Source organism: Collinsella sp. CLA-JM-H32B (assembly GCF_040098065.1).
GTDB lineage: Bacteria > Actinomycetota > Coriobacteriia > Coriobacteriales > Coriobacteriaceae > Collinsella.
The window spans coordinates 25,656-51,401 of record NZ_JBBNNA010000005.1; the positions used below are offsets into that span (position 1 = coordinate 25,656).

The 25,746-nt window shown below is 62.3% G+C and carries 17 protein-coding genes; 2 read left to right on the forward strand and 15 right to left on the reverse strand.

Features of this window, described 5'->3' with window-relative positions:
• Window position 1 precedes the first annotated feature (1 nt).
• From AAA138_RS04585 to AAA138_RS04600, 4 genes are all read right to left on the reverse strand, one after another.
• Entirely contained in the window at window positions 2-1,375 is a 1,374-nt protein-coding gene (locus AAA138_RS04585) for a hypothetical protein (RefSeq protein WP_349089716.1), read from the reverse strand.
• Window positions 1,376-1,513: 138 nt separating this feature from the next.
• Window positions 1,514-2,533, reverse strand: coding sequence for a M42 family metallopeptidase (locus AAA138_RS04590; protein WP_349089771.1), 1,020 nt, complete (start codon window positions 2,531-2,533; stop codon window positions 1,514-1,516).
• A gap of 266 nt (window positions 2,534-2,799) precedes the next feature.
• Window positions 2,800-3,966, reverse strand: coding sequence for a lactaldehyde reductase (gene fucO / locus AAA138_RS04595; RefSeq protein ID WP_195502787.1), 1,167 nt, complete (start codon window positions 3,964-3,966; stop codon window positions 2,800-2,802).
• Between the two features lie 165 nt (window positions 3,967-4,131).
• Window positions 4,132-4,848: a YoaK family protein gene (locus AAA138_RS04600; protein WP_118377270.1), complete on the reverse strand. Its 717-nt coding sequence runs from the start codon at window positions 4,846-4,848 to the stop codon at window positions 4,132-4,134.
• Window positions 4,849-5,098: 250 nt separating this feature from the next.
• Between AAA138_RS04600 and AAA138_RS04605 the strand changes: the two genes are divergently transcribed.
• A complete protein-coding gene (locus tag AAA138_RS04605; RefSeq protein WP_349089717.1) occupies window positions 5,099-7,231 on the forward strand; it encodes a YgiQ family radical SAM protein in 2,133 nt (710 codons plus the stop codon).
• Here the strand turns inward: AAA138_RS04605 and AAA138_RS04610 are convergent.
• The 8 genes from AAA138_RS04610 to AAA138_RS04645 form a co-directional block, all read right to left on the reverse strand.
• The gene (locus tag AAA138_RS04610; RefSeq protein WP_349089719.1) at window positions 7,228-8,139 is read right to left on the reverse strand and encodes a type II CAAX endopeptidase family protein; all 912 of its coding nucleotides are present in this window, start codon (window positions 8,137-8,139) and stop codon (window positions 7,228-7,230) included. The two genes, AAA138_RS04605 and AAA138_RS04610, sit on opposite strands and share 4 nt — an antisense overlap.
• 83 nt (window positions 8,140-8,222) lie before the next feature.
• Window positions 8,223-8,423 carry a hypothetical protein gene (locus AAA138_RS04615; RefSeq protein WP_117583961.1) on the reverse strand — a complete coding sequence of 67 codons (201 nt, stop codon included), beginning with the start codon at window positions 8,421-8,423 and terminating at the stop codon, window positions 8,223-8,225.
• Window positions 8,424-8,638: 215 nt separating this feature from the next.
• A complete protein-coding gene (locus tag AAA138_RS04620) occupies window positions 8,639-10,009 on the reverse strand; it encodes an ATP-binding cassette domain-containing protein (protein ID WP_349089721.1) in 1,371 nt (456 codons plus the stop codon).
• 9 nt (window positions 10,010-10,018) lie between these two features.
• Entirely contained in the window at window positions 10,019-11,077 is a 1,059-nt protein-coding gene (locus AAA138_RS04625; protein WP_349089723.1) for an ABC transporter substrate-binding protein, read from the reverse strand.
• Between the two features lie 2 nt (window positions 11,078-11,079).
• Window positions 11,080-12,834, reverse strand: coding sequence for an NADH-dependent [FeFe] hydrogenase, group A6 (locus tag AAA138_RS04630; RefSeq protein WP_349089772.1), 1,755 nt, complete (start codon window positions 12,832-12,834; stop codon window positions 11,080-11,082).
• A 50-nt stretch (window positions 12,835-12,884) separates the two neighbouring features.
• Entirely contained in the window at window positions 12,885-14,717 is a 1,833-nt protein-coding gene (locus AAA138_RS04635; protein WP_349089724.1) for an NAD(P)-binding protein, read from the reverse strand.
• 505 nt (window positions 14,718-15,222) lie between these two features.
• Window positions 15,223-17,472: a DEAD/DEAH box helicase gene (locus AAA138_RS04640; RefSeq protein WP_349089725.1), complete on the reverse strand. Its 2,250-nt coding sequence runs from the start codon at window positions 17,470-17,472 to the stop codon at window positions 15,223-15,225.
• A gap of 391 nt (window positions 17,473-17,863) precedes the next feature.
• Window positions 17,864-19,222, reverse strand: a complete 1,359-nt coding sequence (locus AAA138_RS04645) for a zinc ribbon domain-containing protein (RefSeq protein WP_349089726.1) — start codon at window positions 19,220-19,222, stop codon at window positions 17,864-17,866.
• Window positions 19,223-19,887: 665 nt separating this feature from the next.
• Here AAA138_RS04645 and AAA138_RS04650 point away from each other — a divergent pair.
• On the forward strand, window positions 19,888-22,257 hold the full coding sequence (locus AAA138_RS04650) for a zinc-ribbon domain-containing protein (RefSeq protein ID WP_349089727.1): 2,370 nt from the start codon (window positions 19,888-19,890) through the stop codon (window positions 22,255-22,257).
• A gap of 91 nt (window positions 22,258-22,348) precedes the next feature.
• Here AAA138_RS04650 and AAA138_RS04655 read toward each other — a convergent pair whose 3' ends face one another.
• The 3 genes from AAA138_RS04655 to AAA138_RS04665 all read right to left on the reverse strand — a co-directional run bounded on the left by AAA138_RS04655 (window position 22,349) and on the right by AAA138_RS04665 (window position 25,723).
• Window positions 22,349-23,563, reverse strand: coding sequence for a zinc ribbon domain-containing protein (locus AAA138_RS04655; RefSeq protein WP_349089728.1), 1,215 nt, complete (start codon window positions 23,561-23,563; stop codon window positions 22,349-22,351).
• Window positions 23,564-23,737: 174 nt separating this feature from the next.
• Window positions 23,738-24,640: a zinc ribbon domain-containing protein gene (locus tag AAA138_RS04660; protein ID WP_349089729.1), complete on the reverse strand. Its 903-nt coding sequence runs from the start codon at window positions 24,638-24,640 to the stop codon at window positions 23,738-23,740.
• Between the two features lie 180 nt (window positions 24,641-24,820).
• On the reverse strand, window positions 24,821-25,723 hold the full coding sequence (locus AAA138_RS04665; RefSeq protein ID WP_349089731.1) for an FHA domain-containing protein: 903 nt from the start codon (window positions 25,721-25,723) through the stop codon (window positions 24,821-24,823).
• Between the last annotated feature and the right edge of the window lie 23 nt (window positions 25,724-25,746).

A 25,746-nucleotide genomic window follows, 5' to 3' on the forward strand; every position in this document is an offset into this window, starting at 1 on the left:
TTTATCGCTGCACGTGTCGAAGCACCTCAACAGCGGCACTAACCTCGATTACGCGACGCTCGAGGCCGCGGCAAATGGCCTCGAGTCGACCCCCCGCCGTGGCCCATTCGCTCTGCGAAAGAATCTCGATCGCCTCATCAACAAATCCGTTGAGCCGCGACGAATTGAACCAATCGAGTGAGTCCGCAAGCGCCAGCTGGACGGAAGGGTCGGGCCCAAACGGCTTAGCGGAAAACCCAAACTCCCCAGCTGCGAGCACGGCAGTTGGTACGTTGTACCACAGGCAGTTGCCGCTATCGAACAGCAGAGCAGGCCTTATCTCCAGGGTGTCGACATTGCGGATGATGCCGAAGTTCCGCCAATGGCGGTCGCTGTTGGCCAAAAGGGCATCGCAGACAATCATCTGCGACATAGACCTTCTCACGGCAGCCTCGTCTGCTCCATGCTTACCAAGGAAGCGGCAGTACCGGTCGTACGTCGAGTTTCCCCGCTGGCTACCAAGTGCGCCCTTAACGGAAACAGCCGGAACGTATTCCTCACGGCCGTCAAGAAAGTCGTCGCACAGGCACACAGGGCCATCGAACATCCGCTCAACCGTATAAGGAACAAACTCGCCCTCCGACAGCAAGCGACGATGCAGAGCCGTTGCAACCGCCTCGTTAAAGGGCCGTTGGTCATCCATGCCGCACCCCTTGACCAGAACGCGAACACCGTTGCGAATCATCCACGATTTAGGAAGCTCGCCCTCGGATGTGTTGTCGGGATTTTTAAGACCGATGCCTTCCAGCCAACCCGAGCGCTCTTCGGGCGCCGATCGCTCAAAATCGTTCTCGAAGTAATTGAGGTTTCGCCATTCGAGCCCGTCGCATTCTGCCGGCCGCAGCCAATAACAATCCGAAAGTGATAGACCCAGGCACTGAACCGGCACCTCAACGCCGTTAGCAATCCCCAGCTCGCGGTAGCGCGAAATAAGCCCAGGGCGGACGTCAGGCACCGACCGATGGCTCCACCACACGTTGAGCTCCCGTTTATTCACCGTAGGAGAAGAGCTCGAGCACGTGCCAAACGGCATTCGTTGCGCATCGAGGACCTCGGCGATTTCGAAGGGAAACTCACGCGTCGGATCAAATGAGACACGAGCGACCTCGTAATCGGCGGACATCAGCGTAAACTTGCGCCCCACATCGGCCGCAGGACGACGTCCACGTTTGCGGACCTTTTGATAAGCGACCGCGGAATTGTACTCGACCATCTTCCGTCCGCCCACAATATCGCACGCGAGCGTTCCCGATGAGGCAAGTTGAGATATGCGGGCTTTCGTAACGCCCAGCAGGCGGGCAGCATCACCCATAGACAAGTACTCAGACGTATCCATACACCGCATCACCTCGTTAAGTAATTTAAACGTTTAGTTAATAGATTACATACATCATAATACTAAACAACCAAAAGCGAAAAAAGGCCCGAGAAATCGGGCCTTAGCGATTGGTCAGCCGAGTCGCAAGCTACTCCCCTAGCGCTGAACGTAGGCGCGAACCAACTCGTAGGTATTGCGCACGCCGTCGATGTGGCTGCGCTCGTAGTTGTGGCTCGCGTACACGCCGGGGCCGATCAGACCATGGCGAATGTCGTAGCCGGCCGAGAGCGTGGCCTCGACGTCGGAGCCATAGTGCGGGTACACATCGATGGCGTAATCGAGCTCCAGCTCGCGCGCGATGTTGGACAGCGTGGTTACCAGGTCGTAGTTGTACGGACCGCCCGAATCCTTGGCGCAAATCGAAACCATGCGCTCGGTGCAGCCCAGGTCGTCGCCCACGCAGCCCATGTCCACGCTGATCATCTCGCGCGTGTCGGCCGGCACAAAGGCGCCGCCGTGACCGACCTCCTCGTACACCGTAAAGAGCAGCGACACCTTGCGCGAAAGCGACACCTCGCCGTCAGCAACGGCGCGGGCCAGACCCAGCAGAATCGACGCGGACAGCTTGTCGTCCAGGAAGCGGCTCTTAATGTATCCGCTCTCCGTCACCGTGGTGCGCGGATCCATAGCGATGATGTCGCCGGTCTGAATACCCAGCTCGAGCACATCGTCCTTGCTGTCGACGTTCTCGTCGAGCAAGATCTCCATGTTCTTCTCGATGGTTTTGACCGGCTCATCGGCCACGTGCGCCGAAGGCTCGGTATTGAGGACCACACCCGTGTACACATTGCCGTCACGCGTGTAGACGGTGCAGTTCTCGCCATCGGCCGTAGACCACTGGTGTCCACCAAGCGTCGTGGGACGCAGGCGGCCATTGTCCTTAATGGAGCGCACCATGGCGCCCAGGGTATCGACATGGCTCGCCAACACGAGCGGCTCACCCTCACCACCAAGCCCAACGAGCACATTGCCCTTATTGGAGCGCTCGGGCCCAAAGCCCATATCGCGCAACGTCTCCATCAGATAATCAGTCGCCGCACGGGTATAGCCTGTAGGCGAAGCAATAGAAGTCAGCGCCTTCAACTGGTCAGTAATATAGGAGAGCGTAGAATCCATCTTGGACACCAAAGTCACCCTTTCATATCGAATTAAACCCACAGCAACGATACCACCGCGAACCATCTTTTTACCTAGCGAGATGACCCATCGAGCTCTTCAGAACTGCGCCCGCCACGATAACGAGCCGTCGGGCCCCTGCCCGTTAGCCCCACAATCTTTCCGCAGGACGGAGGAAGCCCCCGCCGCACGAAGTGCGCAGCGGGGGCTTCCGACATGTCCGAGGACGATTGTGGGGCTAACGGGCAGGGGCCCGCCGAACCAAGTTAGGCAGCCGGGCAGATCTTCTTGAAGAGCTCGATGACGTCGTCGAGCGTCGCCTCGCGCGGGTTGCCCGGGAAGCAGGCGTCGGCCATGGCGTCCTTGGCCAGGACCTCGATTTCGTCAGCCTTCATGGCCTCGCAGACGTGCGGGATGTTCACGTCGGCGGAAAGCTGCTTGACGGCGGCGATGGCAGCATCGGCGGCCTCGTCGGTGCTCATGCCCGTGGTGTCAACGCCCATGGCGACGGCGACCTTGGCCAGGCGCTCGGCGCAAACCGGCTTGTTGAACTCCATGGCGATCGGCAGCAGCATGGCGCAGGCGACGCCGTGCGGGGTGTCGTAGTGAGCGGACAGGGTGTGAGCCATGGCGTGGTCGATGCCCAGGCCGACATTGGAGAAGCCCATGCCAGCGACATACTGGCCAAGAGCCATGCCCTCGCGGCCGGAGCCGGGCTTGCCGGACTTGGCCTCGGCAACGGAGTCGCGCAGGTTCTCGCTGATCAGCTTGATAGCCTCAAAGTGGAACATGTCGGAGAGCTCCCAAGCGCCCTTGGTGGTGTAGCCCTCGATGGCGTGGGTCAGTGCGTCCATGCCAGTGGAAGCGGTCAGGCCGGCGGGCATGGAAGCCATCATGTCGGGATCGACGACAGCAACCTCGGGGGCATCGTTGGTGTCGACGCACACGAACTTGCGGACCTTCTCGGGGTCGGTGATGACGTAGTTGATGGTCACCTCAGCGGCGGTACCGGCGGTCGTCGGCACGGCGATGGTGAACACGGCGTGGTTCTTAGTGGGAGCAACGCCCTCGAGGCTGCGGACATCGGCAAACTCGGGGTTGTTGATGATGATGCCGATGGCCTTGGCAGTATCCATGGAGGAGCCGCCACCGATGGTCACGATAGCGTCAGCCTCGGCGGCCTTGAAAGCCTCGACGCCGTCCTTGACGTTCTGGATGGTGGGGTTGGGCTTAATCTCGGAGTAGAGGCTCCAAGCGATGCCAGCGGCGTCGAGCTCGTCGGTCACCTTAGCGGTAACGCCAAACTTGACCAGATCGGGGTCGGAGCAGACGAAGATCTTCTTGTAGCCGCGACGCTGGAGCTCGCCGGGGATCTCCTTGATGGCGCCAGAACCATGATAAGAAATGGTGTTGAGAACGAAACGATTAGCCATTGATAGCCTCCCATCGTGTGCGGGGCACCCATTACGCCCCGCGCTATAAGTCCCATCCTAACGCTTTTGAAACAAAAAACACGTGAGAACATCAAAAGTGTTAAAGCGTTTCAACAGATGATGAAAAATAATGCGGCAAAGGGACAGCCCCTTTGCCGCATTCGGTTACTTTCGGCAGCCCTCTTTCCAAGCCTCGGCCGCAACCTTCCAGCGTAAGCGCAAGTCGCGCTCGCGGTCGATGAACATGATGGCAAACGCGACAAACAGCAGCAAGCTCGCTACGACGATGGCGTGCAGGCCCATGCGCTCAATACACCAGTTGCCCAACACGGCGCCAAACACAAAGGTAAAGATCACGCCAAAGTACAGCAGGCCGTTTTCCAAAAAGCCGCGCCTGTGGGTGATGATGTAATCGTCCACGTTTTGCAGCGCGTTGCGCAAGTTGCCGATGCACATGGTCGTAGCGATGCCGTGACCGTGGATCTTGCGGAAGCTCTCGACCTGCATACCGCAGGCAAACGAGGTGAGGCAGTTGGCGAGCAGGTTGTAACCGCCACCGGGAATAAAACTCACGCCCAGCAAGATGACGGCTTCAAAGAACACCGTCACCTGACGCCAGTGGATCACGCTGCCAAACCGCTCGTGTACCAGATCGGCAAGCATAATACCCACGGCAAACGACACCACAGGGAAGAAGTAGCGCCCCGCAAGTGCCCAGTTGCCCTCCGAGATGCTCACGCCCACGAGCAGGATGTTGCCCGTCTGCGCGTTAGCGAAAACATGGTCGCGCCCAATATACGAATACACGTCCATAAAGCCACCGGCGAGCGCCAAGATGATGCCCAGCTCAATAGACTCCGATATCTGTTTGGCACGCTGCATCGTCGTGCATCCTCCTTGTTGACGACTCTCTCGTGCGTTGGCGGAAACATAGCCGCCGTTCATACTGTAACCCATTGACAACATGGCGTGCGCGCGAGACGGCTTCCCCAGCGCGCAGATACACAGTCTGGAAACAAACGGCGGGCTCGGCGCCGACGCCCGACGCCTCGTGTACTCCACCAGTCTTTTTAGCCCCGTCCCAAAAAGACTGGTTACAATTACGTGCAGCATACTAACAACGGGAGGAATCGTGGCAAAAAAGCCCCAGGACGCTCAGCACAACCAGCATGGCAAGCATGCCCAGCGCGGCCAGCAGCAAAAGCGTGGCGGCAAGGCCCAAGATTCGCGCCCCACGCATACCCCGGCTGCGCCCGTCCGCCCCTGGCGCCCGGGCCGCGATAAGTTTCTCCCCGTCAGCCGGGCCGACATGGATGCGCGCGGCTGGGACCAGTGCGACTTTGTCTACGTCTGCGGCGATGCTTACGTGGACCATCCCAGCTTTGGCATGGCCATCATCAGCCGTGTCCTCGACGCGCACGGCTACAAGGTGGGCATCATCTGTCAACCCGACTGGACTGACCCCGCCAGCATCACGGTGCTCGGCGAGCCGCGCCTGGGCTTTCTCGTCAGCGCCGGCAACATGGACTCCATGGTCAACCACTATTCGGTGACCAAGCACCGCCGCCACACCGACGCCTATACCCCCGGCGGCGAGGAAGGTCACCGCCCCAACCGTGCCGTCACGGTCTACGGCAACCTCATCCGTCAGACGTTCAAGGACGCCCCCATCATTATCGGCGGCATCGAGGCGAGCCTGCGCCGCCTGGCCCACTACGACTACTGGCAGGACAAGCTCAAGCGTTCGGTACTGCTCGACTCGGGCGCCGACATCCTCATCTACGGCATGGGCGAGCACGCGATCGTCGAGATCGCCGACGCGCTCGACGCGGGACTGCCCGTCGATCAGATCACCTATATCAACGGCACCGTTTACCGCACAGGCTCGCTCGACGAGGTCTACGACTACGACCTGCTGCCCAGCTGGGACGACCTTACCGCCGACAAGCTCAACTACGCGCGCAGCTTTAACGTGCAGCAGCAAAACATGGACCCCATCACCGGACATCGCCTGGTAGAGCCTTACCCCAACAGCGTCTATGTGGTGCAGAACCCGCCGTCGGCGACGCTCACCACCGATGAGATGGACGAGGTGGCCGAGCTCCCCTACGCACGCGATTGGCATCCCGACTACGACGCGGCGGGCGGCGTGCCGGCCTTTGCCGAGATCAAGTTTTCCATTAGCTCCAACCGCGGGTGCTTTGGTGAGTGCTCGTTTTGCGCGCTCACCTTCCACCAGGGCCGCGTGCTGCAGATGCGCAGCCACGACTCGATCATGCGCGAGGCCGAGCTGCTCACGCGCGACCCGGAGTTTAAGGGCTATATCAACGATGTGGGCGGACCGACGGCAAACTTTAGCCGCCCTGCCTGCGACAAACAGCTCAAGCACGGCGTGTGCAAGAACAAGCGCTGCTTGTGGCCGAGTGTGTGCAAGAACATGGTGGTCGACGAGAGCGGCTACACACAGCTGCTGCGCGACCTGCGTCAGCTGCCGGGCGTCAAAAAGGTCTTTGTGCGCAGCGGCATCCGCTTTGACTACACCATGGCCGACGCCTCGGACGAGTTTTTGCGCGAGCTGCTGGAGCACCATGTCTCGGGCCAGCTGCGCGTGGCACCCGAGCACGTGAGCGACGCGGTGTTGTCCGTGATGGGCAAGCCGAGCCGCGCCGTCTACGACGCGTTCTGCCGTAAATTTGAACGCCTGAACCGCGAATACGGACTCAAACAGTACGTAGTGCCGTACCTAATCTCGAGCCATCCCGGCTCAACGATGAAGGAAGCCGTGGACCTTGCCGAGGCCGTACGCGACATGGGCTATATGCCCGAGCAGGTGCAGGACTTCTACCCCACGCCGTCCACCATGTCGACGTGCATGTACTACACCGGCGTGGACCCGCGCACCATGGAGCCGATCTATGTGGCGCGCGACCCGCACGAAAAGGCCATGCAGCGCGCGCTCATCCAATATCGCAAGCCCGAGAACTACAAGCTTGTGCGCGAAGCACTGGAAAAGGCCGGCCGTCGCGATCTGATCGGCTACACCAAGCATTGCCTGATTCGCCCCGTGCCGCCACGCCCGGGCGAGACGTCTGCTGGCGGCGGGCATGGCACCGGCAAGAAGGGCGGCAAACCGCATGGCGGCGCCGGCAAGGGACCCAAAGGCAGCAAGGGCCACGGCGGCATGTCGCGCGCACAGAACACCGCCGGTCGCAATCGCGCGGCCCAGGGGCGTCAGGGCGCCAACGGAGGCGGGCGTCGCAACTAGGGCAGCGGTGCGCTCGCTGCGTCCACCCCACACGCGTGGCGCAGCGAGCGCATTGCCTCAACGAGGATGACGCCGGCAATAGCGACCGTAATTGCCACATCGAGCGGCGTGTTCACAAACCAGAGCAACGTCATGAGATACGACCCAGCATTAAAGGCAAAGTGCAGCAGGATCGTGTAGCGGAGCTTTCCGGTCGTCACGAGCACCCAACCAAAGATGAGGCCAGCGGCACCCGCGTAGCAACCCTGCACCCAATTCATGTGCATAAAACCGAAGATTGCCGCCTGCAGTACAATCGCCGCTGCGATACCCCACGTGCTTGGGGCCGCCCAGGGCACCATGGCGCCGTCCTGCGCGCTCGCACGACGCCGGCGCTTCCAAAGTGGGCGGCACTGCGGATTAAACGCTCGGAGCGAAAACTCAAAAATAATGCCGCGCACCAGCAGCTCTTCACAAAATGGGGCACCGAGCACCGTAGTCAGGACGGCGAGATAGCTGGTGTCGCCCATGCCTGTTTCCTCGACAAGCTCGCTGTAGTCGGCCGCGGCCTCGGGCAACAGCGACAGCACGGCGTCGGTCACGTAGCCAACAACCACCTGCAGGGCCAGGCCAATCACGATAACGCAGGCGATGCGCTTCCACGCCCCACGCGCTCCCCCGCCGAGCGGATGCTCGCTTTGCCGGCGTGCCATAAACGAACGCGGCCACAGATAACGCCACCACAGTAGCGCCATCAAAAACGATGCCGTCTGCGCGACGGCCTGAAGCAATTGGATGTCGAGACCATCGATCGAAAAACCCATGAACACCGATGCGGCGCCAAGGGCGGAGAACAAAACGACGCTCAGGGCAATATCGGCAGCGACGACGCCAAAACAGGCAAGCGCCCAAATCATCGCATTGAGCATGCCAACCTCCTCAAAACCGTTCCCTAGTTCTACCACAACTCGGCAGAGAGCCGATCCCATGGGGACGGAGGAAAACGGATCACTTATTGATGAGAATCGGGCGCAGTGCCAAAAGCCCCGTTGGGCGAGATGTCGAACGGGAAGGTGCCGCAGCGATTGAACGCGGCGATAAACATGCGGATGGCGTTGGACGGCGTGGTGCCCACGAGCTGAGTTGCCGCCGCGAAGGCTGCCTTCTCCTCGGGCAAGACCTTCGCGACTACGGGGGTCATGTGTTCTGCCATGGCGCTTCCTTTTTGAAACGACGGTAGTGCGGATAGATGCGGGCCACGCGGCTGGGCGACGGGCTGTGAAGGCAACCCGATTGGCCCGCATCCGGAGTTTGTTTCTGCGGCGTTGGTATTACTTGGTATTCCTAAGTATTACCCCGCAGATAGAATACCACACCCGACCCCATGGGGACGGAGGAAAACGAATCATTTTGTTGCTCAGTTAGTATTTAGAGCGTGATGATGTCCGAGATATCGAGGGCCTGAACGTCGACGACATCGTGCGTGGCGAGCAAGAGCGTGCGACCGTCGAGCAGGTCTAGCACGGCCTCGGCCGTCGCATCGCGCGCGGCGGCGTCCAGGCCGGTAAAGGGCTCATCCAGAATGACGGCACAGCCGCCACACAGCAGGGCGCGGGCGATCTCGACGCGACGGCGCTGCCCGCCCGAAAGCTCGGCCACGCGAGCATGCACGTCGATCCCTGGCACCAGCAGGCGCAGTAATGCCGCGGCGCTCGAAGCATCCACGCGCGCATCGGCGCACACCAACACGTTATCCAGCGCCGAGGCGGATTCGACCAAGCGTGCATCCTGAAACACCATCGAGCACGGCGCGGACTCCCCCGCCGCTAGCGCAAGCAGCGTCGACTTGCCCGCACCCGAAGCACCCATCACACAGATACGCCCGCCCGCGGGCACGTTGAGCACCAGACCATCCAGCGCCGGAGCCCAGGGCGCGCGATCGCCCACGGCAAGCGCAAGCTCCGCCGCAGCGCTATCGCTCGCAGCCCCCGCACGCCCGCGCAGTCCATGCCCATGCGCCCGCACGGCCGCGCGCCACGCCACGGGTCCCGAAACCCGCAGAAGCCACACCAGCACGCGCTCACACGCCCACGAGGCGGCAACGACCAGCACGGTCCACGCCAGCAGATCAGCCGTCTCAATCAAAAGCTTTGCCTGATAGATGCGCTCGCCCACGGTGCCCACCGCCATGCCGATCAGCTCGGCTGCCACGCCGGCCTTCCAGCTCATGCCGATCACGGCCCGGGCGCACGAAAGCGCAAACGGCAGGACTTCGCGCCAGGTGTGGGCGCAAAACAGGCGCCAGCCGCGCACGCCATGCAGACGGAACATCTGCTCCAGCGGTTTATTCACCTGAGCCAGCCCCTCGGCCAGCGAAAAATACACGCCCGGCAGCGCCATCAAAAAGACCGCGGCGATGCTCACGCGCGCCGATCCCAGCCAAATGAGCAGCAGGACCACCACGCAGGCAACCGGCGTCGCCTTGACAAACGACAGCGCCGGCGCCACCAGGCGGGCAAACGCACGCGAACGTGACGAAATCCCGGCCAGCACGCCACCACACACCGCGGCAAGCGCCAGCCCGCCCAATATCCGCGCGCCCGAGCCCGCCAAAATCGCCCAGGTACCGCCATCGCACACCAGGCGCAGCAGCGCCAAGGCAACAGCACCCGGCCCCGGCAAGATCAGTGGCTGCGCCACCAGCGCCGCCGCGAAGACCCACACGGCAAGCCAAAAGGCGGCGACGGCACCTGCTGCCGCCACCGCCTTCATACGCTCTGTCATTTGTCGAGCAAACACACGCACGGGCTACTCCATGTAGTAGAAATCGTCAGCCGGAAGTTTACCACCCACGGCGCTCGCGTCCGCGTCGGCCAGCACCTGCAGATACCCACTAAGTGCCGCCTTCATATCCTTGCCCGTCTGGCACACAAGCATGCACCCGGGAATCGCCTTCTCGGCAATCTTGGCGTTGTCCACGATGCCGGCATCGACCACGGCCTGCGCCCAGTCTGCCGGCGCCGCATTGACGGCCTTAACGCTCGCCGCATGGCAGTTCAAGAACTCCGCCACGGCCTCGGGATGTTCCTCGGCAAACGCGCGGCGCACCACGGTCACGCCCGTCAGCAGGCGCGAACCCGTGTCACCTGCCAACTCGTCCCACACATCGGTCAGGCTTACCGGAGCCGACAGCCTGCCTTCGCTCTTGGCGATGGCAGCGGTCTTGAACGGCTCCGGCAGCACGCCCACGGCGGACGGGTCGGCAAGCAGGGCCGACAGCACCTCGGTGGGCTCGCTCTTAAACTCGAGCGTCACCTGGCCGGTCAGGCCTGCGCGCTCCAGCAGGTAGTTCATGACGTACTCCGGCGTGGTGCCCTTGCCCGTCATATAGACGGTATGGCCCGCCAGATCGCCAAACGAGGCCACACTCGCGTCGCCCGTCACAACGTTCAGCACGCCCAGCGTGTTGATGTCGATGACCTGCACCGCACCCTCGGTCTTGTTGTAGAGCACGCTCGCCACGTTGGCAGGCACCAGGGCGATATCGACATCGCCCTGAATCACCTTGGGCACGATCTCATCGGCTGCAGTGCTGATCGCAAAGTCGAACTCGTTGTCCGTCTCACCATCGGCCGCCCGGTCCATAAACTGCACCAGACCCATCGACGTCGGACCCTTGAGCGAGGCGACGTGCACCTCAACCGGCTCGGCAGCGGCACCGTCAGCAGCAGACCCGGCAGCCGAGCCCGCGGCGGACCCGGTACCGGCAGCCCCGCCGCCACAGCCCGCGAGCGCAAGCGACAGGGCGCCCGCGGCGAGCGCCGAGGCAAACCCCCGGCGCGACATCTCAAAATCAAACGCGCGCATCGCTAGCACGTCCCCTCGTTAGGCATCGTCCATGCGTGATGGTCGGTATGCAGCAGCTCCTCGGCCAGCGGCGAGAGCGGCTCGCCCAAGAACTCGCGGTAGCACGCCTGGACATCGGGATTCTCGTGCGAGAAGCGAATGTCCGCAGCGGCATCCAGACCCCACAGCACCTGACCGCGCTCGGCTGCCAGCTCGCAGCCGTCGTGGATGGGCTGACCGCCGCCACCGACGCAGCCGCCCGGGCATGCCATGACCTCAACGAAGTCATAGCTCACGCGGCCGTCGCGAATCGCGTCGAGCAGACGGGCGGCGTTGCCCAGCCCGTGTGCCACGGCGACGCGCACCTTGGTGCCATCGATACCGGCCACGGCCTCCTTCCAGCCGTCCAGGCCGCGCACATCGGTAAAGAAGTCGGCGTCGGGGTTCTTGCCCGTCACCAGGTAATAGGCCGAGCGCACGGCAGCCTCCATCACGCCGCCCGTGGCGCCAAAGATCACACCCGCGCCCGTGCCAAAGCCCAGCGGCGTGTCGAGCGGCTCCTCAACCAGCGTGTCGACGCTCACGTGGCTCGCGCGGATCATGCGCACCGTCTCGCGCACCGTCAGCGCAACGTCCACATCGGGCGTGCCGTCCTCGCCCACCATGCTCGGCAGCGCGCACTCGGCCTTCTTGGCCGTGCACGGCATCACGGACACCACAAACAGACGCTCGGGCTCCACGCCCAGCACCTTGGCGTAGTAGGTCTTGGCGATGGCGCCAAACATCTGCTGCGGCGACTTGGACGTGGACAGGCTGTCGACAAACTCCGGGTAGCGCGCCTTCACAAAGCGTACCCAGCCCGGGCAGCAGCTCGTGAACATGGGCCAGCTGCGGCTGTCGCCCTCGCCCTTGGCGGCCTTACCCAGGCGCTCGAGCAGCTCGGAGCCCTCCTCCATAATGGTGAGGTCGGCCGAGAAGTCGGTATCGAACACGTACTCAAAGCCCACGCGGCGCAGCGCACAAGCCAGGCGCTCGACAGTAGCCTCCTCGCGCGGAATGCCGAGCTCCTCGCCCCAGGCGCTACGCACGGCCGGCGCAATCTGCACCAGCACGATCTTGTCGGGATCGGCGATGGCATCGAACACGGTCTCGGTATCGTCACGCTCGCGCAGGGCGCCCGTCGGGCAATGCGTGATGCACTGGCCGCACGCGACGCAATCGGTCTTGCCGATCGGCGCACGCCCGCGGGTGCCCACGGCGGTATGCGTGGCGCGGTTGGTCAGATCCCAAATCCCTAAGCCCTGCACGCTCTCGCACACCTTGATGCAGCGCATGCATTTGATGCACTTGTCGTTATCGCGGATGATGGGGAAATCGAAATCCCAGCCCTCGCGCGCCAGGTGCTGCTCGTACGGCAGATAGAAGATGCCCAGGTCGTTGGCGATGGTCTGCAGGTTGCAGTTACCACTGCGCACGCAGCTCGTACAGCGCGAGTCGTGCTGGGACAGCAGCAGCTGCACGTTGGTGCGACGCGCCTCGCGGGCCTTGGGGCTGTTAGTGTGGACCACCATGCCGTCGAGCACGTAGTTGTTGCAGGCGGCAACCAGCTGGTCGCAGCCCTCAACCTCGACCACGCACACGCGGCAACCGCCGATCTCGTTTAGATCGCGCAGGTAGCACAGGGTGGGAATCTGGATGCCGGCGGACTTGGCCGCGTCCAGGATCGTGGTGTGCTCGGGTACCATGACCTCGCAATTATCGATCGTGAGCTTGACCATATTGAGTGCTCCGCTTTCGGTGTTGTCGCTGACAGTGGGGTTGTTGGGCTCTACCATTCCAGGTTCCTCCCTCCGCGGAACGCGCCAAAGCCAAAGTGGTCGCAACGCAGGCAGCGGCTTGCCTCCTGGCGTGCCTCCTCCTCGGTAAGGCCCTGCTCGACCAGATTCCAATCGTGGATGCGCTCGCCGGCCTCGCGCTCGCCCAGCTCGCAGCGGCCGCACTCGTGCTTGCCCTTAAACTGCACGGTCGGCAGCTCAACGTCGAGCTTGATCTTGTGGTCAAAGCCCAGGTAGCGGTCGATATTTGCCGAAGCAACGCGGCCGGCGTTGATGGCCCGGATGACGGTGGCGGGACCGGTCTGGCAGTCACCGCCGCTAAAGAGGCCGTCGAAGTTAGGCACGGCGCCGTCCGAATCGGTGACGACGCAGCCCCACTTGCAGGCGATGCCCATCTCCTCAAACGGCTTGGAATCGATGTCCTGACCAATGGCAACAAACACGCGCTCGCAGGGAATGACGCGCTCGGGCGTCGCGGCGGCACGCGGGGCCGGGCGCCCACGACGGGGCTCGCCGATAATCTGCGGCTGCACGCGCAGACCACTCACGCGACCATCTTCGCCCGTCTCAATAGCGAGCGGTGCGGTGAGCTCAAGAACCTCGCAGCCCTCGGCCTGGGCGCCGGCAATCTCGGCATCCTGGGCCGTCATGTCGCAGATGCGACGGCGGTAGACGATGCTCACCTTTTCGGCACCGCAGCGCACGGCAGAGCGTGCCACGTCCATGGCCACATTGCCGCCGCCGATGACGCACACGCGCTGGCCGCTCAGGTCGGGCAGTTCGTCGTCGCCGATGGCACGCAGCATCTTGACGGCCGACTCCACGCCGGGCGCCTCTTCGCCCGGAAGGCCGAGCTTCTTATCGCTGTGGGCGCCAATGGCCAGGTAGACGGCATCGAACTCGTCGCGCAGGCGGGCAAGCTCCTCGCCGTTGACGGAGTGGTCGAGTTCCACGTCGATGCCGGCGCTCAAGATCCAGTCGATCTCGGCCTGCAGGCGCTCGCGCGGCAGGCGGTAGCTGGGGATGCCGTAGCGCAACATGCCGCCCAAGTGATGACGCTGCTCAAAGATCGTCACCTTATGGCCCATCACGGCCAGGTAGTAGGCGCAGGAAAGGCCGGCCGGACCGCCGCCAATCACGGCGATGCGCTTGCCGGTGTTGTCGACCACGCTGGGCTTGTAATCGTTGAGGTCGCTGTGCTCAACGGCAAAACGCTTGAGGGCAAGGATGTTCATGGGATCGTCGACCATGCCGCGACGGCAGTGCATCTCACAGGGATGCTCGCACACCAGGCCGCAAACGAGCGGCAGCGGGTTGTTCTTGCGGATGACCTTGACGGCATCGGCATAGCGGCCGGCCTCGACCAGCGAAATGTAACCAGGAATGTCGACGTGCGCCGGGCAGCCCGAGACGCACGGGACGCGGGCCTCGCGGTCAAAGCCACAGGAGTGCTCGCGGATATGGTGCTCAAAGTCGTCGCGGAAACCGCGGATAGCCGTAAGCGCCATGGCGCCGGCCTCGTAACCGATGGCGCAGTCGCTCGAAAGATAGATGGTGCGGGCGGTGCGCTCGATCAAGTTGAGCGTGGACTCGTCGGCGCGGCCCTCGAGCACATCGGCGAGCAGGTCGCTCAGCGCGCTCAGGCCCACGCGGCAGGGCGTGCACTTGCCGCAGCTCTGGGTGGAGCACAGGTTGACGAGCGCCGCCGTAAACTCGACGGGGCACGGGGCGAGCGAACTCACCGCCAGACGACGTCCGAGTGCATCGTGCAGGTCGTCCATGACGGCCTGAGCGTGGCTGCGTTCCATTACGTGCAGTCGAGCCATAAGATCCCCTCTCACATGGCAGCCCGGAGGCGAGGCCGGGCGAAGTTGCTACACGCACAACACTGACCTAAAAAGTTGTTAGGTCTCCACGCAGTTCGGCAGGCGGTATGAAATGTCACCATCAGCGGTGAAAATGAACATTACCGCAGATAAATGCCATATTTGATAAAACGCGTTACCAAATAGCAATATCCAATGTGGAAAGGAACGCCTTACTTTTTTCCTTTTGATCCGTTTTCCTCCGTCCTCTTCGGATCACATGATCCCTTGGGGACGGAGGAAAACGGATCATTTTTGGAACAAAGGAGTCAGGCCACCATGCACCAATCATGAGTTGCGGTGAAATAGGGACTGAAAAGCCGCTCAAAAGGCCAAAACAGTCCGTATTCCACCGCAACTTAAGGACATTGGTGCAAAGTAACCTGACCCCTTTACACCAAAAAGGGCCCCGAGCGTAGTTGCTCGGGGCCCTTAGTTCGCCTCGCTCTAGCGTGCGACGCGTATGTTACTTGCGCTTGCCGCCGCCGTCACCGGGGCGACGGGAGCTACCGCCGCGCTTGCCGCCACGATTGTTACCATAGCTGCCACGGTTATCGCGACCGCCGGCACGACCGCCGCGGGAGCCGGCCTGGTTGCCGCCACGCCCGCCGCGATAGCCGCCACGGCGCTCCTCGCGGGTGTCGTCGTAGTTGCGCCAGTCATCGCGACGATCGCGGCTGGCACGCGGGTCGCGACGATCGCGCGACTCGTTAGAACGACCAGCGCCGCCGCGGCCACCGTTGCCACGAGCGCCCTCGCGACGCTCACCACCGCGGCCGCCATCGTGACCTCCGCGCTCGTCAAAGCGCTTGCCGCCGCGGGTACCACGCTCGTCACGCGAACCACGGCCTTCGCCGCCGCGGCGCTCATCGCGCCCGCCGCGTTCGCCATCACGACCGGAGCGACGACGGTCGCCCGAGCCACGCTTGCCGCCACGCGAGCCACGGCCCTCGTCCTCGCGCTCAACACGGCGACGACCACCGCGGTCCTCGTCCTCGCGGCGACGACGATGCGCCTCGCCCTGGAACTGCTTGGCGCGGCGCTCGGCACGGTTGCCACGCGGGGCCTGCTCAACAGCAGCAGCACGCTCCTCGGCAGCCACCTCACGAGCCACGCTCTCCACGGCCTCGTCCACGCGAGCCTGAACGCCCTCGCGCACGCGGGTCTTGCCGCCGCGCTTGGGACGGCTCGGGCGCTCGCCGTCGCTGCGGCGCTCGTCGCGACCGCGGTTGGAACGACCGGCCACATCGCCGTAATCGTCGCCGTTGCGCTTGCCGTCGCGACGTGCCTGCTCAAGCTTCTTCTTGCTCTTGGACTTGCCGCGCTTGGTCTTCTTCTTCACCTTAAAGGCCGAAGGATCGCGCTCGGGGTCAATCGCGGGCGGATTGGGGCCCACATGCAGGTCGCCGGCGTCATAAATGTCGGCCGTCTTGTCCATGAGCTTCTCGATCTCGTAGAACTCATCGACGTCCTGCTCGGTCACAAACGTAATGGCCCAGCCCAGCTCGCCGGCGCGGCCCGTGCGGCCGATGCGGTGGATGTAGTCGGTCGGCTCGGCCGGCACGTCAAAGTTCACGACATAGCGCACATCGCTAATGTCGATGCCGCGGGCGAGGACATCGGTTGCCACCAGCACGTCGACGGTGCCGTCGCGGAAGGCCGAAAGCGCGCGCTCGCGCTGGGCCTGGCTGCGGTTGCCGTGGATCGCGGCGGCCTTGATGCCCTTGCGCTCCAGACGACGGCAGCAGCTGTCGGCGCGGTGCTTGGTGCGCATAAAGACGATAGTGCGCTCCGGTCCCTCTTTCTTGAGGAACTCGGGCAGCAGGTTGTTCTTGGCCTCGATGGACACCGGGAACACAAACTGGTCGACGGTGTCGGCGGTCGACGTGGCAGGCGCGATCTCCACGCGAGCCGGGTCGCTCACCAGGTCGGTGATCTCGCCCACAGCCTCCTCGTCGAGCGTGGCCGAGAACAGCAGCGTCTGGCGCTCGGCCGGCGTCTCGCGCACAATACGGCGGACAGCGGGCAAAAAGCCCATGTCGAGCATGCGGTCGGCCTCGTCGAGCACCAGCACCTTGACTTCGTCCAGGTGGCAGGCGCCCTGCTCGATCAGATCGACCAGACGGCCCGGCGTGGCGACCAGGATGTCGCAGCCGTACTTGAGCGCCGCGGTCTGGGGCTTGTAGCTCACGCCGCCCACGACGGTTACGGCGACATGGCCGGTGACGTCGGCGATCTTGCCGGCGACCTCGTCGATCTGCTGTGCGAGCTCGCGCGTGGGGGTGATGACGAGCATCACGGGGCCGCGGCCGTTGCCCTCGGGTTTCTTGGAGCCGCGACGGCGGTTGCGGCCTCCGCGCTCGCGCACGGACTTGGGCGGAGCGATGTGCTCCAGGTTGTTCATGGTCGGCAGCAAGAAGGCGGCCGTCTTGCCGGTGCCGGTCTGAGCGGCGGCAAGCAGGTCGCGGCCCTCGAGCACCACGGGGATCGAGCCAGCCTGGACAGGCGTGGGCGCCGTGTAGCCCAGGTTCTCGATGGCACGAAGCATCTCGTCCGAAAGTCCCAGCTCGTCAAAGGCAGGCAGGTTCTCGGTCGCGGACTCGACGGTCTCGGCGGCGCTGGCCTCGTCGGCAGCATCGAAGGCAGCCTGGGTCATGGCCTCGCGGGCCTCGTCCAGAATCTCGGCGTCCGTGACGTCGGATACAGAATTACGCATATGTTGTTGTTCCTTATCTGCACGCGTTATGGGCACGGCATGCGGCCGCGCGAGCGTGCTTGGTAGTGCGCTAATACATACAAAAACGGGTGCGCACAGAGAGGACGTTGCTCAGCACGCTGGCGATCGCTTTGGCAACCCTATCACGCGCCGTCCAGACGCAGCAGCTCTAAGCGATGGAGCAGATTCGCCGCCGGTTAGTATACCCGCGCTTCGCATGCCCCCACGTAAACCACAGATGACGGGACGGACGGAGCCGAGCAGAGACCCCCGCCGGACAACATCTCAATCTGTAACAGTTATCGAGCAAATTGAGCTGTAGATGTTACAGATCGAGATTATTGACCGGCGGGGCGGCACTGGCTCCAACGCCGACAGCGGGACCGACCCCCTATTCCTTCACGAACTGCGGCGCAGGCGCGTTGTTCTCGAACGACCACGCACTAAACTCCGAAAGCCCGCTCATCATGCCGCCCGTAACCCCAGTCATAACAGGAAGGGTGTAGCGCCCCGCTTTGCCGTAGCCCGTCTGTACCGAAAGACCCTGGTCGTCTCCCCTATACACATTAATCCCGCCAGGCGACGAAGGATTCAGCACGAACACCAGAGCCGCGTCGCCCGCCTCTGCACCGGTAATCTCTTCGGCGCTGGTCACCAGGCCGCCGCCTCCACCAATCCTAAATCCCTTATAGCCACTGTCGTCGATGTCCTCGAGCTCAATATCGTCTTTTCTAAAGAACATGCGACCGCTCAGCTTCTTCCTCGAAAGCGAATAGTCCGTCGACAACTCGACGGAAATCGTCCCCTCATCCTCGTCATAGTTCGAAATCTTGAGGTAGATGTCCGGCGTTGCGGCGCCGCCGGAGTCCTCATAGGTACCCGAGATGTCGAGCATGGGGTCGGAATCGCCGTCATCGTCGTAGCGACCGGAATCCGAGAGGCTCCATCCTTCGTCGTCTTCGAAATAGTACGAGTACTCCTGATGGTACGACGGGTCGTAGTACCAGGGCGCACCTCCGGGGATCTCCTGCTTAACCGTGCACGACGAGCCATCGAGCTCAGGGTCCAGGTCCGTCAACCCGTTTTCCTCGTCAAAGTCGATGCCCCTCTTGGGTTCGGTCGACTTATCGTTGAGCTTCAAGGTCACGTTTGAAACCGCGTCGCCCGAACCTTTGACGCCGGTGAACGTAAAGTCCATCGTCGAGCGAAAGCTGCGGTTCGCCGTGACGGCTTCGGCCGAGCCGCTCACCAAACCATTGTTCACCGTCACGTTGCTCACCTTGACGGACTTGACTTTATACGCCGAAGAATTGACGTAGTCGCTGGAAACAAAGCCGCCAAAACTCTCGCCATACTGCTCGTCCACCGTCTTTTTGACAGCCGCCGTCGTCTGGTCGACCATCTTTTGGTGCTGAGCCTTCTGCCAGAACGAGAATCCCACAAAGCCGCCGACGCCTATAACAATAACGACAACGGCGATGGCCAGTCCTGCAGCGACCCTCTTTCCTCGGCGGGGCTTCTTAGCAGGAGCCATCGACATGGGGGCCGGAGCAGAGTCCGGCTGGAACTGCTGAGGTTGAGCCCAGTACTGCTGCTCCGGCTGAGCCTGCGACTGATCCCAATACTGCTGAGCATAATCGGCAGTATTCGCCATCGGCTCGTCAAAACCCTGGTCCATGACCCGGGCGCCGCAAATGGGACAAAACGTCGTGCCCGGCACCAGCTCGCTTCCACAACTTGAGCACCTCATGGTATCTCCCCTCAACACTGCAGAGCCATCCACGCGAGCGAACGCGCTGGTAAGCTCCTCAACCTCTTCTTGGCGCAAGCATATGAGAGGTTTTGTCCAAGACGTTGCGCAACATTGTCGAGCAGCAGGTTTCGCGCCGCCAGTAGCAGGTTTGTCTCGATCCGTAACAGTTACGGGTCAAAACTGAGTCTTAGTGTTACAGATCGAGACATACGATCAGCCCCTTAGACAACATCTCGATCTGTAACATCTGCAGGCTGAATCTTCGTCCAGATGTTACAGATTGAGACATACTGTCTGCTCCATCCAAAACATCTAAATCTGTAACAAGTAGAGGTCGATTCCTGGCCTAGATGTTACAGATCGAGACCGAAGAATCCCCCCCCTGGACAACATCTCGATCTGTAACATCTACTGAGCAAAACAGGTCCTTACTGTTACAGATTGAGATGTTTGATGTGTTGGGTGGAGAACTATCTTGATCTGTAACAGGTAGAGGCTGAAATCCCGCCCAGTTGTTACAGATTGAGACGAAATCTGTACACATGAACACCACTATTGGCGCCGTCGCAAGGTTTTTCGCAGTGTTGCGCAACAACTTTGTCCTATACCGCAGGTACCATAGATTCGAACGCAAGAACCATCAAAAGAAGGGAGCTCACCTTATGTTTTGCACGCAATGCGGAACGAAGTTGCCTGACGACGCGCGCTTTTGCACCAATTGCGGAGCGTCCGTAGCGCCCAAGGCAGCGACCCAGGCTCCGGCGCCCGCCGAGACACAGACTGCTGAGCCCGCACCCGCCGAGGCGCCCACCGTTGATCCGGGCGAGACCGTCGTTACGCTCGATGCCGTTGAGCCGACGTCCGAGCCCGCACCTGCACCCGAGACCGTCACCGACCCCGGCGAGACGGTCGTCACGCTGGACGCTGTCGATGCGGATCCCGGTGAGACCGTGGTGACCCTCGACGCCGCAGACCCGGAGTCGGACGCCCCGACAGACACCGCCGAGCCACAAGCTGATCAGACCGACCCCGGTGAGACGGTCGTCACGCTCGACGCCGTTGAGCCCACGACTGAGCCCGCGGCCGAGCAAACCACCGAGCCGCAGCCCGCAACCGACCCCGAGCCGGCCGCCGAGCCCGTCGTCATCGACGACGCCGCGCCCGTTGACGCCGCCGAGGCCAACGAGATCTTCGAGACCGACGACAACGCAGCCATCGCCGTCGCCTTCCCCGGCGACGATGCAGCCGAGCCCGCGGGCGTCGCCGACGACCCCACCACGCTCGTCAACGTCAATGACGACCCCACCACCATCGCCAAGTTCGACGAGGATGCCCAGGCGACCGCCGAGGCCATGGAGTCGCTCGGCGTGGCACACCCCACGGCTGGCGCCACCGTCGTCGACCTGCCCCAGCAGCAGATGACCGACACCACCATGCAGGCGGCGCCTATTCCGCAGCCGCAGCCGCAGCCACAACCGCAGATGCCCATGCCCCAGCAGCCGCAGCAAAAGAAGCGCCGCTGGCCGGTCTTCGCGGGCCTTGGTCTGGTCGCCGCCGGTGCCGCCGTGGCAGCCATCCTGCTACTCACGCCCAACGCCAACGCCGTCGAGATCACCTCGGGCAGTCAGGACGCCGTCGTGTGCACCGTCGATACCAAGGTCCTGCCCAAAAAGAAGGACCGCGTGATCCACAGCTACACCGCGACCCTTACGCCCAAGAACGGCGGCAAGAGCTACAAGATTAAGGTCAAGGGCGACGACGGCTTTACCATCGGCGACTTTGGCAAGGTCAAGCCCGGCGACTACAGCTGCAAAATCGAGGACACCAAGGGCAATACAGTCCAAAACTTCAACACCACCGTGGTCAAGAGGGACGACGCCAGCGCCGAGAAGCCTGCCGAGAGCGTGACCGTCAACACCCCCAAGAAGGACGACGACGCCTCTACCAGCACGGACAACGGCAGCTCCTCGGACACGACCTCCAAGGACGACGCCAGCAGCGACAACACCAGCAAGGACGACTCCACGACCGAGGACGATTCGAGCACGTCGAGCGACAGCACGAGCAGCTCCAAGCCCAGCAAGTCCGACAAGAAGACCGACACGTCCAAGGACACCACGAACACCACCGCGCCCGCCACGATTGACGACGCGACGTACAAGGCGGCCTGCACCGCCTACAAGAGCAAGCTCAACAGCCTGATCAAGAAGTATGGCGAGCCCGAGCTTGTCTCGACCGGCGCGAGCGACTACCAGATCAGCGGCGTCCAATTTGCCCAGCTCGTCGACTTTAACGGCGACGGCCTCGAGGAGCTCGTGACCGTTCACTCCAAGACCAAGGCAAAGTCCTTCAACAAGAAGACGCGCCTTTCGAACGGCGACTACGTCCTCGACGTGTGGGGCTACAACGGCAAGAAGGTCGTCAATCTCTACAGCGGTTCCCCGGAGGCGTCCAACGGCGGCTATGTCTTTGTAACCTTTAAGACCATGATCGGCGACTCGAGCAATCACGTCTATCTGACCCAGCTCATGTCCGACGACACGGCTGTGCTCGTTGACGACGATGCCGAGTACAAGTATTTCACCTACGACGGCACTGAGTTTAAGGCCGCCGAGGGCGAGCTCCACGGCGACAACTTCAACTACCAGAGCGCCTTCCTCATCAAGGGCTACAGCGACAACCTGGAGGACCAGGACGCCTCTGCCCCGGAGGGCGCCATCGACACCTCCAAGCTCAACCTCAACAACACGGTCGATACCGTCGAGCAAACGCTTATGGCGCTCACCACCAAGATCAGCGGTACCGATACCGATGCCGATGCGAGCAGCAAGTCGAGCGACTCGTCCAGCAGCAAGTCGAGCTCCAGCAAAAAGTCGAGTAAGTCGAGCAGCTCCAGCAAGTCGAGCAGCAGCGACGACTCCGACGATGAGAGCTACGACTCGGACTACGACGACAGCTACGACGATTCCGGCGACTACGACGACTCCACGGACTCCGTTCCGCCCACCGAGTTCACCGACGTCGACGAGTAGCGCCTAGCACCCCAGTCTCAGCGCACAAAGAAGCGCCCCGTTTCCGCCAGAGAAACGGGCGCTTTCTTGTAAGCAGAGTTACTGAACAGAACTATTTAATGTAGACCGAATCGATGATGTACTCCCAATCCGAATCGCCCGAAAGCGAATCGTACGATCCGAGCCACAGATTGGTCGATTTACCCACGTTGTTCGTCTTCCCGATCGTGTTAAACCCCGAGCTGAAGTGGTTGGAGATCATCAGCGTTCCCACCGTGTAGCCATCGTGGACAATCGTGTAATCGACCCACAAGCCGTTCTTGACGCCACTGTACGTGCCCTGTGAGGTCTTGACGTCCCAGTCGCTCCCCCAGTCCTCAGGAACTTCGAACGTAAACACGTCGCCGTCGTAGGTGCGGCTCTTGCGGCTCGCCTCCGAGACGGCCGCGTTATAGCTCGCGACCGCACCGTTACGCGCCGAAGAAGCCAAGCCTGCCAGACGGTCGGCCTCGTCCTTGTCGTCGCAGCCACCCTGGCGCGCGTAATTCTGCGCCATGGTGATCTCGCCAGCCTCAACATCCACGGCATTAATCGGATCGCCGAGCTCAAACTTGGCATTCTCGCGCAGATCGAGCTTCTCGCCCTTCTTGAGTGCGTCGCCCAGCTTAATGCTCACCGAAACGTTGGGTACGTCCCAAATCTCGCCATCGGCACCCAAGGGCGACGCGGCCACTGCAAGGCTGTAGCTGCCCTGCATGAGCTTGATACCGTTGCCCTCGCTGTCGACATAAAAGACCGTATCCACGTCCTTGCCGTCGACGTCGGTTCCCGTCACGTGCACCGGCAGCTTGGTGGCGCCGGTATCGGTATCCCACTGCATGCCGGTCGCCGTGATGCGCACCGGGTGTTTGGAGTGCTTGACGGCCTCTTCTTCCTTCTTCTTTTCGATACGCTCAATCTCGGCCTGCTGTGGGCGATACACGCCAAAGTAATAGCCGGCGCCGCCACCCGCAAGGATAGCCACCAGCACGCCAACCGTAATCAGTGCAGCCTTCTTGCCGCTCTTCTTGGGCCGCTGCGGACCAGGACCGCCTGCACCCATGTCGCAGACACCCGGCACGTCGACCGGCGGCATATAGGGCGGCAAGTCGCTGGCGCCCGTTACAGAAGCAGGCTGCCCATAGCCCCGCTGCGTCTGGCCAGGCTGCTGGTACGTCGGCTGTGCCGGAGCAGCATCGACAGGCCCAAACTCCTCCATAGGGGCACCGCAGCTGGTGCAGAAGTGCTGGCCGTCGGGCACGTACGAACCGCATTTAGTGCAAAACATAAGGTTCTCCCTTACTACAAATCCTTATCTCAGAGTGTAACCCGCGCCCCGGCAGCAACGTTGCGCAACAATTGCCACCTCATAGCAAAAGGCCCCGCGGAAGATCCGCGGGGCCTACGATAGTCTCCCGTAAGCGGGGCCGAGTCTAGCCCGCCAGCAGGCGTATCGACGAAATTAGTCCTCCTTGAGGACAAAGGAGCACACCAGGCCGGCAGCCGAGAAGATGAGCGTGAGGATGGCGCCGAATGCAGGCTGGACAAACGGTTTGATGGATGCGATGATTCCGGCCGTGCTGCTGCTACCCATCGAGGTAAAAGCCGAAACCAGGTTGCCCTCGATCTGACCGTTAACGACAAAGGACGCGATCACGCAGACCAGCGAAATGGCGGCAGTGGCGCCAAAAGCGGCAATCAGAACGACATCGTTCTTCTTGACAAACTTGAGGACGACGCCGGCAATCAGTGCAGCCAGGCAGGCAACCCACAGCACAAAGAAGATGGTAAGGACGTTGGCCGCCAGATTAATGGAGCCCACGGCGCTCTGGGCCTGCTGCAGTGCCGGAAGATCGGCATAGCTCGACATCTGCGTAATATAGGTATTGGCCGCCGATGCGATACCACGCAGGCTACCGGAAAGGCTAAAGACGTGCGGCATATCGAACGAGGTGTTGATGAATGCCTTGAAGGCGCCGCCCAGCTGCTGCTCGATCATAGCGGTGCTCGAGCCGCTCGCAGCCTGCTGCAGGGCATAGTCGAGGCCCTTGTCGGCAAACGGAAGCGAGACCCACGGCTGGAACATGCAGACGAACGATGCCACGGCGCCGCCAAGCATGGCGAGGGAACGCTTGCCAAAGCCCGTCGCCGCCGACAGCGTACCCTGGAAGTTGGAACCGGAGCCGCCAAACCCATGATGCGCGGCGGGTGCAGGTGCGGGCGCGGCAAAAGGCTGCTGCGGAGCCGGAGCCTGACGGGTAGGAGCTGCCTGCGGCGCAGAAGAAGCACCGACCATAGACTGACCGCAGTTACCGCAGAAGACGGCGCCATCGGGCTGCTGGGCTCCACAATGAGGACAGAACATTTCATTCCCCTTTCTTAAGGGAGCGGCCGGGCTCGATACCGCGTCCGCTCGTTCACCTTTGACAGTTAGAATCATCCGTCCAAAAATTCGAAAGTTGTTGCGCAACATGGAAAGCGACGGCAAGTTTTTTACCTGCCGTCGCTCGTCTACAACGTTTTGCCTGGTACAGACCGTTATCTGTTAACGAATCTCGACCGTAAAGACCTCATTGCCCATCTTGAGCTTATCGCCGTTCTTGAGCTTGACGAGCTCGCCGGGCTCCAGACGGTTGCCGTTGATGCACGTGCCGTTGGTAGAGTTCTTGTCCTCCACGGCAAAGCATTGGCCCGTGTAGCGCACCAGCAAGTGCACGCGCGAAATAGCCGTGTTGCCCTCGATGCGGACATTTGCCGCCGAGCCCTTGCCCACCGTGGCGGGGAACTCGGTAATGTCATAGCGGGTTCCGCGCTCGCGGATCAGTGCCATACGCGGACCATAGGCAGAACGCGGCACATCGGAGGCGATGCGGGGCAGCTCCGAGGACGACGGATGATCCGAGGACGCCATGAGATCGTCGAGCACCGTCACGCCCGTGCTGGGACGGTTGTAGACCGCATTGGGCTGGTTGTAGCCGGCAGCCGGCTGGTTAGCGCCAGCCGCGGGGCCACGAGGGATCACCACGTTACCGTTGGCGCCGGCGGGAGCGGCCGTAGGGGCAGCAGGATGCGAGCCGGGACGCACGGCAGGACCGGCGTCCGGGATGTTGGACGGACGGTTGTGCGAAGTACGCGCGGGACGCTGCACCGGCTGCTGAGGAGCCATACCGGCAGCAGGACGACCAGACTGCGGCATCTGGGGCTGCGCCATGGGCGCCACGCCAGGACGAGCCGTCTGCGGCATCGGAGCCGCAGCGGGGCGCTGAGCGCCCAGGCCCGTCTGCGCACCAGGCGCCTGCACGGGGCGCTGCTGCTGAGCAGGGGTACGAAGCGTGGCCGCGGCGGCGGCAGAGGCGCCACCGGGCATGTACTTGGCAAGCTCAGAGCCGCACTTTAAGCAAAACTTGCTGGTATTGGGGTTGTTGTATCCGCAGTGACCACAAAACATGATGGGTCCTTTCCGGCGCCGGG

Excerpts from the sequence above, each read along its gene's own strand:
- AAA138_RS04585 (WP_349089716.1), bottom strand. The coding sequence starts at position 1,375 with ATGGATACGTCTGAGTACTTGTCTATGGGTGATGCTGCCCGCCTGCTG.
- AAA138_RS04590 (WP_349089771.1), bottom strand. The coding sequence starts at position 2,533 with ATGGATTCTACGCTCTCCTATATTACTGACCAGTTGAAGGCGCTGACT.
- fucO (WP_195502787.1), bottom strand. The coding sequence starts at position 3,966 with ATGGCTAATCGTTTCGTTCTCAACACCATTTCTTATCATGGTTCTGGC.
- AAA138_RS04600 (WP_118377270.1), bottom strand. The coding sequence starts at position 4,848 with ATGCAGCGTGCCAAACAGATATCGGAGTCTATTGAGCTGGGCATCATC.
- AAA138_RS04610 (WP_349089719.1), bottom strand. The coding sequence starts at position 8,139 with ATGCTCAATGCGATGATTTGGGCGCTTGCCTGTTTTGGCGTCGTCGCT.
- AAA138_RS04615 (WP_117583961.1), bottom strand. The coding sequence starts at position 8,423 with ATGGCAGAACACATGACCCCCGTAGTCGCGAAGGTCTTGCCCGAGGAG.
- AAA138_RS04625 (WP_349089723.1), bottom strand. The coding sequence starts at position 11,077 with ATGCGCGCGTTTGATTTTGAGATGTCGCGCCGGGGGTTTGCCTCGGCG.
- AAA138_RS04630 (WP_349089772.1), bottom strand. The coding sequence starts at position 12,834 with ATGGTCAAGCTCACGATCGATAATTGCGAGGTCATGGTACCCGAGCAC.
- AAA138_RS04635 (WP_349089724.1), bottom strand. The coding sequence starts at position 14,717 with ATGGCTCGACTGCACGTAATGGAACGCAGCCACGCTCAGGCCGTCATG.
- AAA138_RS04640 (WP_349089725.1), bottom strand. The coding sequence starts at position 17,472 with ATGCGTAATTCTGTATCCGACGTCACGGACGCCGAGATTCTGGACGAG.
- AAA138_RS04645 (WP_349089726.1), bottom strand. The coding sequence starts at position 19,222 with ATGAGGTGCTCAAGTTGTGGAAGCGAGCTGGTGCCGGGCACGACGTTT.
- AAA138_RS04650 (WP_349089727.1), top strand. The coding sequence starts at position 19,888 with ATGTTTTGCACGCAATGCGGAACGAAGTTGCCTGACGACGCGCGCTTT.
- AAA138_RS04655 (WP_349089728.1), bottom strand. The coding sequence starts at position 23,563 with ATGTTTTGCACTAAATGCGGTTCGTACGTGCCCGACGGCCAGCACTTC.
- AAA138_RS04660 (WP_349089729.1), bottom strand. The coding sequence starts at position 24,640 with ATGTTCTGTCCTCATTGTGGAGCCCAGCAGCCCGATGGCGCCGTCTTC.
- AAA138_RS04665 (WP_349089731.1), bottom strand. The coding sequence starts at position 25,723 with ATGTTTTGTGGTCACTGCGGATACAACAACCCCAATACCAGCAAGTTT.